The following is a 10390-nucleotide window of genomic DNA, read 5'->3' on the forward strand; positions in this document are numbered from 1 at the left end:
CCGGGACACCGGTGTCCCGGTCCTCAACATCGACCTGATCTACGGCATCGACGGACAGACCGGGGCGAGCTGGCGCACCTCGCTGGACGCGGCGCTCCAATGGCGGCCGGAGGAGCTGTACCTCTACCCGCTGTACGTACGTCCGCTGACCGGCCTGGGCAGGATCGGCACCTCGGCCGCGGACGCGGAGTCCGTCTGGGACGAGCAGCGGCTGGGGCTGTACCGCGCGGGCCGCGATCACCTCCTCGGCAACGGCTACGAGCAGGTGTCGATGCGGATGTTCCGCCGCGCCGACGCCCCGCAGACCGCTGGACCCGACGACTACGCCTGCCAGACCGACGGCATGATCGGGCTGGGCTGCGGCGCCCGCTCCTACACCTCGCGGCTGCACTACTCCTTCGACTACGCCGTGGAGATGCGGGAAGTGCGGGCGATCATCGACGGCTACACGACGGCCGAGGACTTCTCGCACGCCGAGGTGGGCCGGTTCACCGACGGCGACGAGGCGCGCCGCCGTCATCTCCTGCAGTCGGTCCTCCAGGCCGAGGGGCTGCGGCTGTCGGAGTACCGCGAGCGGTTCGCCACCTCCCCCGACGAGGACTTCCGCGAAGAGCTGGCCCTGTTCGAGGAACGGGGCTGGCTCGATCCGGACGCGCCGGCCGCCGGGCTGCTGCGCCTGTCCCCCGAGGGGCTGGCGCACTCCGACGCCCTGGGCCCCGACCTCTTCTCCCCCCCAGTGCGGGCCGCGATGGCCTCGTACGAGCTGAAGTGAGCCCCTTCATGGACCTGACGATCCTCTACCGCGGTCCGCTCGCGTCGTGCGATTACGACTGCCCGTACTGCCCGTTCGCCAAGCGGCGCGACAGCCGGGAGCAACTGCGGGCGGACCGGGCCGCGCTGGAGCGGTTCACGGCGTGGGCGGCGGCGCAGACCGGTGACCGGATCTCGGTGCTGTTCACCCCGTGGGGCGAGGGGCTGGTCCGCTCCTGGTACCGCCGGGCGCTGGTCGAGCTGGCCCGACTGCCGCACATCCGCCGGGTGGCGATCCAGACGAACCTCAGCGGCCGTACGCAGTGGCTGGCCGCGGCAGGCGCCGCCGGCCGGGACAAGATCGCGCTGTGGTGCACGTACCACCCGGGCCAGACGCCGTACGAGCGTTTCCTGGCCCGGTGCGGGGAGCTGGCGTCCCTGGGCATCCGCCACAGCGTCGGTGTGGTCGGTCTGGACGGCCACCTCGACGAGGCCCGGCGGCTGCGGGCGGCGCTGCCCGAAGAGGTGTACCTCTGGGTCAACGCCGCGGAAGGGCACAGCTACACGGACGAGGAGGCCGACCGGTGGACGGAGATCGATCCGCTGTTCCCCTACAGCCGTCATCCGCACCGTTCGGCCGGGCTGCCCTGCCGGACCGGTGAGTCGGTCATCTCGGTGGACGGGGACGGCACGGTGCGCCGCTGCCACTTCGTCCGGGCCGAGCTCGGCAATCTCTACGACGGCAGCTACCGGGGGGCGTTGGGCCCGCGGGCCTGCCCGCTGGCCGTGTGCGACTGCCACATCGGCTACGTCCATCTGGAGACGCTGCCGCTGTACGACGTGTTCGCGGGCGGCGTGCTGGAACGCGTTCCGGCCCGGCTGCCGCGTTCTGTTCAGCGGGTGAGCCCCTAATTGCCTGGACGGAGCGCTGAACGGCCTGGTGGCATGGGCGCCATGAAATCCTTCTGGACAGGCGAGCGGGTGCGGCTGCGCGGCATCGAACCCGATGACTGGCAAGCGTTCATGGAGATGGACGGGTACTCGGATCACCAACGGTCGGGGGACATGCTCCACCCGCCGCGCTCCGCCGAGGGGTACCGCGCCTGGGCGGCGGAGCAGGCCGTCGCCAAGCCCACCGGGGATTGCTTCCGGCTGGCGATCGAGGCCCTGGACGGCGGAGTGCTCGTCGGTGGCATCTCGACCCATGACGCCGACCCGCGCACCGGCAGGTTCACCTACGGCATCGGGGTCGGCGGCGGTCATCAGCGGCGCGGGTACGCGTCCGAGGCGATCGTGCTGCTGTTGGGCTTCATGTTCGGCGAGCGGCGCTATCACAAGTGCGAGGCGCGGATCTACGCGTACAACGGCGCGTCGGTCGCATTGCACCGCGGGCTCGGCTTCACCGAGGAGGGCCGGCTGCGCGAGCACGAGTTCTTCGCCGGACGCCATCACGACCTGGTGCTTCTGGGCATCACCGCCCCCGAGTTCGCCGAGCGGCACCCGTTCGGCGAACCCTGACCGGCCCGGTCCCTCAGAGCGGCAGCAGGTCCGGCCGCTTCGCCTCCACGTGGTCCCCCGAGGACTCGCCGCGCAGGCGTCGCCCGATCCACGGCACCAGGTACTCGCGCGCCCAGTTGATGTCGTCGCGCCGGACCTCCAGCGTTCCCCGGTACGCCTGCGGGGGCCACTCCTGGTCCGGGTCGGCCGGCACGTCGAGACCGAGCACCTGGGCGGCGCGCAGCGCGACCCGGGTGTGTCCCTCGGGCGACAGATGCAGCCGGTCGCCGTCCCATGCGCGCCGGTCCTGCACGGAGCGCAGCGACCAGAGGTCGAGCACCGGGCAGTCGTAGCGGTCCGCGATGGACCGCACATGGGCGGTGTAGGTGGCGATCTTGCCGCGCAGATGGCGCAGCACGGGAACACCACGGGTGTCGAAGCCGGTGGTGACCATGACGGTGCCGACCGATTCGGTCAGCTCCGCGACCGCGCGCTCGAAGCGCTCGGCGACGTCGTCGGGGTCGGTGCCCGGCCGGATGATGTCGTTGCCGCCCGCGCAGAAGCTCACCAGGTCGGGGGCGAGTTCCCTGGCGCGCGGCACCTGCTCCTCGACTATCTGGTCGAGGAGACGTCCTCGTACGGCGAGATTGGCGTACCTGAAGTTCCCGTGCGCGGCGCCAGTAATGCGCGGCGTCCTTTCGGGGTCCGGGAGCTGGTCCGCGAGGATTACCGCGAACCGGTCCGCCCAGCCGACGAATGTCCCGTCAGGGCCGAGGTCGCCGACTCCTTCGGTGAAGCTGTCGCCAATCGCCGCGTACGACTCGATGGCGCCCTGTCGGTTGATGACGCCCTGTCGGATGTTTCTCGAATCGTTTGCCACAAGGGCATATCCTGCACCGTCGAATGTGACCTACGCGACCGTAATACGGGGTTGACGGGTGGTGAGATAGACCACCCGGTCAGTTTTTGGTAAAGGGGGAATAAGCAGAGGGACGGTGCGCCGCCGCGCACCGTCCCTCTCTGTATTGCTCTGGTCCGGGTCACCGGACCGGTGCTGCCTGGATCAGACGTTGATCCCGTGCGACGCCAGGTAGGCGATCGGGTCGATGTCCGAGCCGTACGCCGGACCCGTGCGGATCTCGAAGTGCAGGTGCGGGCCGGTCGCGTTGCCGGTGGCGCCCGAGAGGCCGACCTGCTGGCCCGCGGTCACGGTCTGGCCCGCCGAGACGGAGAGCGAGGACATGTGGCCGTACTGCGAGTAGTGGCCGTCGGCGTGCCTGATGACGACCTCGTTGCCGTACGCGCCGCCCCAGCCGGCGGTGACGACGGTGCCCGAGGTGATCGCCTTCACGCTGGTGCCGGTGGAGACGGGGAAGTCGATGCCGGTGTGGCTGCCGCTGGACCAGTTGGCGCCGGAGGCGCGGTAGGCGGTCGTGTGGCTGCCGGGAACCGGGTGGACGTAACCGGAGGCGGTGCCCTGGCCGGCCGGGGCCGAGGTCTCGTTGGACGCCTGCGCGCCGGAGGAGGGCGCGGAGTTGGAGGCCGCGGGGGCCTTCGACTCGGTCTTGGCCGGAGCCGGGGCCTTCGACGGGGTGGTGGCACCCGCGGAGGTGTGCGAGCCGGTGGCCGAGGCGTGGCCCCAGGCCTCGCCGCCGAGCGTCAGCTTCATGCCCGGGAAGATCAGGCTCGGGTCGTCGCCGACGACCTCGCGGTTGTCCTGGTACAGCTTCTCCCAACCGCCCTTGAGCTTGTGCTGGGCAGCGATCTTCGACAGGTAGTCGCCGGAGACCACGGAGTACGTCTTGGTGCCGGCCTGCTTCTCGGCGACCGGCTTGGCCGGGGCGGCGTGCGTGGCGGCGGCCGACTTCGCGGTGGCGGGAGCGGCATGCTCCGCGGCGGTGGCACCGGTGGCACCGAGCAGCGGAAGCGCGATGACGGCTCCGCCGGCGCTGGCGACGACGATGCCACGGGCGATGGTGCTGGACTTCGGACGGCGGTGCTTACCCAGTATGGGCATGAAGATTTCCCTCTCCGGCGCCTACGAGGTGAGCTGTCGGGTTCGGACTGGAGATGCCCGGTCACGCCTGGCGCGACTTAACCCCGAGCCGGCCGGATCTCTCCGGTCGGCGGCTTACCTGGTTCCCCCGCTCCTGCCACACGGTGAGTGGGTGCGAATTCCGGACGGCGGCAGGATTAGGCGTTCCATCCGGATTGAGAGTGAAGGTAAGCGAGCCGGGACGGCGGAAACAAGCCATGGGTTCCATTCCGGATTCCGCTCCGGAAAATCGGCGCGGAATTCCGGTGACACTCCGTGGATTATGGATCTTGGCTTTCCGCACGACGCACGGATTACCCAACCGGCGCACCGCCACACACCGTCACGGATATGATCCCGCTCACGAGTGGGCGACCATCTCCCTTATAAGCAGGGCATGTTCGCCTAAAAGCCTCAATACGGACATGTCGCACCCGCCGTTCACTCCGGAGCCCCGGCCGCCCCGCGTCGGCACTACCGTCGCTGCGCGTGCCGCGACGGTCCGGAACCGTGGCGGTCCGGGGGCCGCGCAAAGGGCGGAAGAACGGCCCGTGGGGCCGTCACCGACATGATTGCCCGAGTATCCGATGTCGTATCGTCACGGGAATGGACCCGTCGGCGACACGCGTCGGCGGCAGAGCCTCCAGGAGCGACCGTGACGCAGCAGCTGCCGCAGACCCCGTCGACGGAACCCGAGCTGGCAGGAGTCCGTAATTTCCGTGACGTGGGCGGGCTGCCCACCTCGGACGGCCGCCGGGTGCGGTACGGACGGCTGTACCGCAGCGGTCACCTGGCGGGCGCCACCGCCGAGGACGCCGCGTTCCTCGGCGGCCTCGGCCTCCACACCGTCTTCGACTTCCGCAACGCCACCGACCTCAAGCTGGACGGAATGGACGTCGAGCTGCCCGGCGTGCGCCATGTGAACATCCCCCTCACCGATCCGGCGGACGGCACCGAGTTCTGGCAGATGGTGCGCGACGGCAACATGGACGAGCTGCGCGGCATCCTCGGCGGCGGCAAGGGGACCGACCGCATGGTCGCCTCCTACCGCTCGATCATCCTGGACCGCACCGCCGAGCACAGTCGCGTGCTGCACGCCCTGGCCGAGGACAGCGTCCCCGCCCTGATGCACTGCGCGGCCGGCAAGGACCGGGCAGGGCTCTCGATCGCGGTCTCCCTGCTCGCGGTCGGCGTCGGGCGCGAGGCCGTCGAGGCCGACTACCTCAAGTCCAACGAAACCCACCGCCGCTACCGGGTGCGCCGCAGCGACACCTCGGCGGCCGGGATGTCGCCCGAGGTGATGGAGCTCCTCAGCCCGCTCTTCGGCGCCCACAGCGAATATCTCGCCGCGGCCTTCGACACGATCGACGAGACCTGGGGCGGCACCGACCGTTACCTCTCCGAGGGGCTGAAGATCACCCCCGAGACACGGGAGCGGCTGCGCGAGCGGCTCCTCGACGAGGCCTGACCGGCCGGCCGGGCCACAGAGCGCGCGGCTACTGGTTGTGCATCCCCACCGCGAACAGCAGGTAGAGGAAGCCCGCGATGACGTGCCCGGCCACCAGGTAGGCGAACAGCCTGATGACCAGGCCGCGGGGCATCTTCCGCTCCTGCGAGTCGGAGTCCTTCCGCCTGGCCGGGGTGAGCGGGTCGTAGTTCTCGGAATCGGACATGACAGTCCTCTCTGGCGACCGGACGGGCCGGCGGCGGGGACGGCGCCTCAGCGCCGGTGGATCCCGCTGCCGAGACACAGCTCGGCGGCGGGGCTCTGCAGCAGGGTGTGGACGAAGAGCAGCTCGGCGCCCTCGCGCTCCGGCGCCGCGATCCGGTGCGGGGTGAGCGAGTCGAAGTGCGCACTGTCGCCGGGGCCCAGGTCGTGCACGGTGTCCCCGAGGGTCACCCTGAGGTTTCCGGCCAGGACATACAGCCATTCCTCACCCGGATGGACACGCACCAGGTCGCCCTGCGCGCCGTACGGGACCCGGACGCGCAGCGCCTGCATCGCCCGGCCCGAGCCACCGGCCTGCTGGTACATCCAGCCGTCGGCCTCGGCCCCCTCGAACTTCCGGCCGCGGACGATCGCGTCACGTTCCGGGGGGATCTCGCCGAGCAGCTCGGAGACCGTCGTACCGTAGATCCTGGCAAGTCCGAGCAGCATCGGCAGCGAGGGCTGCCGCCGGCCCGTTTCGAGCCGGGACAGATGGGCGGGTGAGAGCCCTGCGCGCTGGGCGGCGGTCTCCAGGGTGAGCCCGCGGCCGCGGCGCAGATCGCGCAGGCGTGGCGCGACACCGGGCAGCTCGTCGGCCACCCCTCCTTCTGGAGGATTCATGTCTCCATTGGGCCAGGATATTTCCTCGGAGGCAAATTTCTTACCTCCGAGGCAAATCCTCCGCTGATCAACGGTTGGCGACGGCCTGCTTCACCAGGGTCCGGCCGAAGTCCCACATCAGCCCGCCGTTGTGCGCGTCGTCCATCACCGCCGTGAACGCGGTCACAAACCGGTCCACGTCCGCCTCGTCGATGACGAGCGGCGGAATCAGCTTGATCACTTCGAGATGGTCGCCGGAGACCTGGGTGAGGATCCGGTGCTTCTGGAGCAGCGGCACGACCACCATCTGCGCGAACAGTCCCTTGCGGGCCGCCTGGAGCATGGTCCAGCGGCTGCGCAGCTTCAGCGAGGACGGCCGGCCGAACTCGATGCCGATCATCAGCCCGCGCCCCCGCACCTCGTGCAGCAGCTCGTAGCGGCCGACCAGTGCGGCCAGCCTCTCGCGCAGCAGATCACCGGTGCGGCGCGCGTTCGCCACGATCTCCTCGTCCTCCATCACGGTGAGGACCGCGAGCCCGGCCGCCATCGCCTGGGCGTTGGAGCCGAAGCTGGCCGAGTGGACCAGCACCCGGTCCATCGACGAGTAGACGCGTTTGAAGATCCAGTCCTTGCCGAGGGTCGCCCCGACGGGAACATAGCCGCCGGAGAGCGCCTTGGCGACGCAGACCAGATCCGGTTCGACCCCTTCCTCGTGCTGGTACGCGTAGAAGTCACCGGTCCGGCCCAGACCGGTCTGCACCTCGTCGGCGATGAGCAGGGCCTTGTGCTTGTGCAGCAGCTCCTGGGCGGCGCGCAGGAAGCCGGGCGGCGAGGCGTGCACGCCCTTGCCCTGGATCGGCTCGACGACCAGGCCGGCCACATCGCCCCGCTTCAGTTCGCGCCGCAGAGCGTCGAGGTCACCGAGCGCGATGGCGGTGTCGGGCAGCAGGGGGGCGAAGCCGTCCCGGAATCCGGCCTCGCCGTTGACCGAGAGCGCGCCGGTGGTCAGGCCGTGGAAGGCGTGCGTGCAGTACAGGATCCTTGGCTTCCCGGTCGCGTACCGGGCGAATTTGAGCGCCGTCTCGACGGCCTCCGTCCCGCTGTTGCCGAAGAACACCCGGTCCAGGTGCGGGCTGTGCGTGAGCAGCTTCTCGGCCAGCAGCCCCGGCAGCGGCTGGCAGTCGAAGCGGGTGAGGTCGGCGAGCGAGGCGTCCAGGACGTCGTGCAGGGCCTTGCGTACGACGGGGTGGTGCCGGCCGAGCCCCATCACCCCGAAGCCGGCCAGCATGTCCAGGTAGTCGTTGCCCTCCGCGTCCCAGAAGTGCGCGCCCTCGGCCCGTTCGTAGACCTTGTCGAAGCCGATGGTGTGCAACATGCGCGGTAGCTGGTGGTTGAGGTACTTCGTGTGCAGCTCGTAGCGCTCGGCGCCGCGCTCCGCGAGGAGCTGCGCCAGATCGAAGCCCTTGGGCCCGTCGTCCTTCATGCCCCGCTCTCCTTGTGCCCGTTGCCCAGGGCATTGCGCCCGTGGTACCCGTCGTCGACGGGAAGTCCGTGCCCGTCGGCCGCGACCGGCTGCGCGGCGGCCAGCGTGGCGCTGATCCGGCCCGCGATCTCGACCGGCGTGAGTCCGATGTCGGCCAGCACCTCGGCGCGCTTGCCGTGCGCGAGGAACTGCTCGGGAATGCCGAAGGTGCGCAGCGGTACATCGGTCCCGGCGTCCCGCAGCGCCTGCCCGACCGCCGAGCCGACGCCTCCCGCCCGGCTGTTGTCCTCGACGACGGCGACGAGCCGGTGCCGCGCGGCGAGCGGGGCCAGCTGCTCGTCGACCGGCTTGACCCAGCGAGGGTCGACCACGGTGCAGCGGATACCGGCGCCCGCGAGCAGACCTGCGGCCCGCAGACAGACGGGGGCCATGACACCGACCGCGACCAGCAGCACATCGGCGTCCTCGTCGCGGTGCAGTACGTCCATGCCGCCGATCCGGCCGATGGCGGGGACCGGCTCCCCCACCGACTCCTTGGGGAACCTGATCATGGTCGGGGCGTCATCGACGGCGACGGCCTCGCGCAGCTGGGCCCGCAGCTGGCCGGCGTCGCGCGGTGCGGCGATCCGGAGCCCCGGCACGACCTGGAGCAGGGACAGGTCCCACATGCCGTTGTGGGACGCCCCGTCCGGCCCGGTGACCCCGGCCCGGTCCAGGACGAAGGTCACTGCGCAGCGGTGCAGTGCGACGTCCATCAGGAGCTGGTCGAAGGCCCGGTTGAGGAAGGTGGCGTAGACGGCGACGACGGGGTGCAGCCCGCCGGTCGCCAGTCCCGCCGCGGAGACCGCCGCGTGCTGCTCGGCGATCCCGACGTCCCAGACCCGGTCGGGGAACGCCTCGGCGAACTTCGTCAGCCCCACCGGGTGCAGCATCGCGGCCGTGACGGCGACGACGTCCGGCCGCTCGGCCCCGATCGCGGCGATCTCGTCCCCGAACACCGAGGTCCAGGAAGGACCGGCCGCCGGGGCGAGCGGGGCGCAGGTCAGCGGGTCCATCGCACCGACGGTGTGGAACCGGTCGGCCTCGTCCCGGAGGGCGGGCTGATAGCCGCGGCCCTTCTCGGTGAGGCAGTGAACGAGCACCGGGCCGTGGAAGCGCTTCGCCCGGCGCAGCGCGGACTCGACGGCGGCGGTGTCGTGCCCGTCGATGGGTCCGACGTACTTCAGGCCGAGGTCCTCGAACATGCCCTGCGGGGCGAAGGCGTCCTTGAACCCCTTCTTGGCGCCGTGCAGCGATTCGTAGAGCGGCTGTCCGATGACGGGCGTCTGCTGGAGGACACCCTTGCCCCAGGAGAGGAAGCGTTCGTAGCCGTCGGTGGTGCGGAGCGTGGCGAGGTGGTTGGCGAGGCCGCCGATCGTCGGCGCGTACGAGCGCTCGTTGTCGTTGACGACGATGATCAGTGGCCGGTCCCTGGCGGCGGCGATGTTGTTCAGCGCCTCCCAGGCCATGCCGCCGGTGAGTGCTCCGTCACCGATGACCGCGACGACGTGGTCGGGGCGGCCCAGCACCTGGTTGGCCTTGGCCAGGCCGTCGGCCCAGCCGAGCACCGTGGAGGCGTGCGAGTTCTCGATGACGTCGTGCTCGGACTCCTCGCGGGAGGGGTAGCCGGAGAGGCCGCCCTTGCCTCGCAGCTTGGAGAAGTCCTGCCGTCCGGTGAGGAGTTTGTGCACGTAGCTCTGGTGGCCGGTGTCCCACAGAATGCGGTCCACGGGCGAGTCGAAGGCCCGGTGCAGGGCGATGGAGAGCTCCACCACACCGAGGTTGGGTCCCAGATGACCGCCGGTCCTGGCCACGGCCTGCACCAGGAACTTCCTGATGTCCTCAGCGAGTTCGCCGAGTTGTGGTTCGTTGAGCGTCTTGAGATCGTGCGGCCCCCGGATGCTCTGCAGAAGCGTCATGCCGGGCCCCCTCTCTAATCCTGTCTCAGCTCACGATGACGGCGGGGACCCCCGATGGTGTCCCGGCGTCGTCCATGCCCTCAGCGATCTTCAGGGCTTCCTCGATGAGGGTCTCGACGATCTTCGACTCGGGCACCGTCTTGATGATCTCGCCCTTGACGAAGATCTGGCCCTTGCCGTTGCCGGAGGCGACGCCGAGGTCGGCCTCGCGGGCCTCGCCGGGACCGTTGACGACACAGCCCATCACGGCGACCCGCAGCGGCACCTCCATGCCCTCCAGACCGGCGCTGACCTGGTCCGCCAGCTTGTAGACGTCCACCTGGGCGCGACCGCACGAGGGGCAGGACACGATCTCCAGC

The 10390-nt window shown here is 70.3% G+C and carries 9 protein-coding genes, 2 pseudogenes and 1 riboswitch; of the genes and pseudogenes, 4 read left to right on the forward strand and 7 right to left on the reverse strand.

The window, feature by feature from the left end; translation table 11 throughout:
• From J1C73_RS21280 to J1C73_RS21290, 3 genes and pseudogenes are all read left to right on the forward strand, one after another.
• A pseudogene (locus J1C73_RS21280) lies at positions 1 to 772 on the forward strand (STM4012 family radical SAM protein); the annotation flags it as partial.
• Positions 773 to 780: 8 nt separating this feature from the next.
• Positions 781 to 1662, forward strand: a complete 882-nt coding sequence (locus J1C73_RS21285) for an STM4011 family radical SAM protein (RefSeq protein WP_207317818.1) — start codon at positions 781 to 783, stop codon at positions 1660 to 1662.
• 42 nt (positions 1663 to 1704) lie between these two features.
• The gene (locus J1C73_RS21290) at positions 1705 to 2268 is read left to right on the forward strand and encodes a GNAT family N-acetyltransferase (protein WP_207317819.1); all 564 of its coding nucleotides are present in this window, start codon (positions 1705 to 1707) and stop codon (positions 2266 to 2268) included.
• Positions 2269 to 2281: 13 nt separating this feature from the next.
• On the opposite strand, the gene J1C73_RS21295 is transcribed toward J1C73_RS21290, so the two are convergent.
• Both J1C73_RS21295 and J1C73_RS21300 read right to left on the reverse strand, forming a co-directional pair.
• A complete protein-coding gene (locus J1C73_RS21295) occupies positions 2282 to 3127 on the reverse strand; it encodes an SGNH/GDSL hydrolase family protein (protein ID WP_207317820.1) in 846 nt (281 codons plus the stop codon).
• Positions 3128 to 3310: 183 nt separating this feature from the next.
• Positions 3311 to 4264 carry a M23 family metallopeptidase gene (locus J1C73_RS21300; protein WP_207317821.1) on the reverse strand — a complete coding sequence of 318 codons (954 nt, stop codon included), beginning with the start codon at positions 4262 to 4264 and terminating at the stop codon, positions 3311 to 3313.
• A gap of 3 nt (positions 4265 to 4267) precedes the next feature.
• Positions 4268 to 4428, reverse strand: a riboswitch (cyclic di-AMP (ydaO/yuaA leader).
• A gap of 509 nt (positions 4429 to 4937) precedes the next feature.
• On the opposite strand from J1C73_RS21300, the gene J1C73_RS21305 reads away from it, so the two are divergent.
• Positions 4938 to 5750 carry a tyrosine-protein phosphatase gene (locus J1C73_RS21305; protein WP_207317822.1) on the forward strand — a complete coding sequence of 271 codons (813 nt, stop codon included), beginning with the start codon at positions 4938 to 4940 and terminating at the stop codon, positions 5748 to 5750.
• 28 nt (positions 5751 to 5778) lie between these two features.
• On the opposite strand, the gene J1C73_RS21310 is transcribed toward J1C73_RS21305, so the two are convergent.
• The 5 genes and pseudogenes from J1C73_RS21310 to J1C73_RS21330 form a co-directional block, all read right to left on the reverse strand.
• Positions 5779 to 5955 (reverse strand): DUF6126 family protein, encoded by a 177-nt coding sequence (locus J1C73_RS21310; protein ID WP_164494480.1) that lies wholly within the window; start codon positions 5953 to 5955, stop codon positions 5779 to 5781.
• A gap of 47 nt (positions 5956 to 6002) precedes the next feature.
• Positions 6003 to 6611, reverse strand: a complete 609-nt coding sequence (locus J1C73_RS21315; RefSeq protein WP_207317823.1) for a helix-turn-helix domain-containing protein — start codon at positions 6609 to 6611, stop codon at positions 6003 to 6005.
• Positions 6612 to 6678: 67 nt separating this feature from the next.
• Positions 6679 to 8073, reverse strand: coding sequence for an aspartate aminotransferase family protein (locus tag J1C73_RS21320; RefSeq protein ID WP_207317824.1), 1395 nt, complete (start codon positions 8071 to 8073; stop codon positions 6679 to 6681).
• Entirely contained in the window at positions 8070 to 10031 is a 1962-nt protein-coding gene (gene dxs / locus J1C73_RS21325; protein ID WP_207317825.1) for a 1-deoxy-D-xylulose-5-phosphate synthase, read from the reverse strand. Before dxs ends, J1C73_RS21320 begins: the two co-directional genes overlap by 4 nt.
• A 25-nt stretch (positions 10032 to 10056) precedes the next feature.
• A pseudogene (locus tag J1C73_RS21330) lies at positions 10057 to 10390 on the reverse strand (flavodoxin-dependent (E)-4-hydroxy-3-methylbut-2-enyl-diphosphate synthase); the annotation flags it as partial.

Source organism: Streptomyces laculatispora (assembly GCF_017353455.1).
GTDB classification, from domain to species: Bacteria; Actinomycetota; Actinomycetes; order Streptomycetales; family Streptomycetaceae; genus Streptomyces; species Streptomyces laculatispora.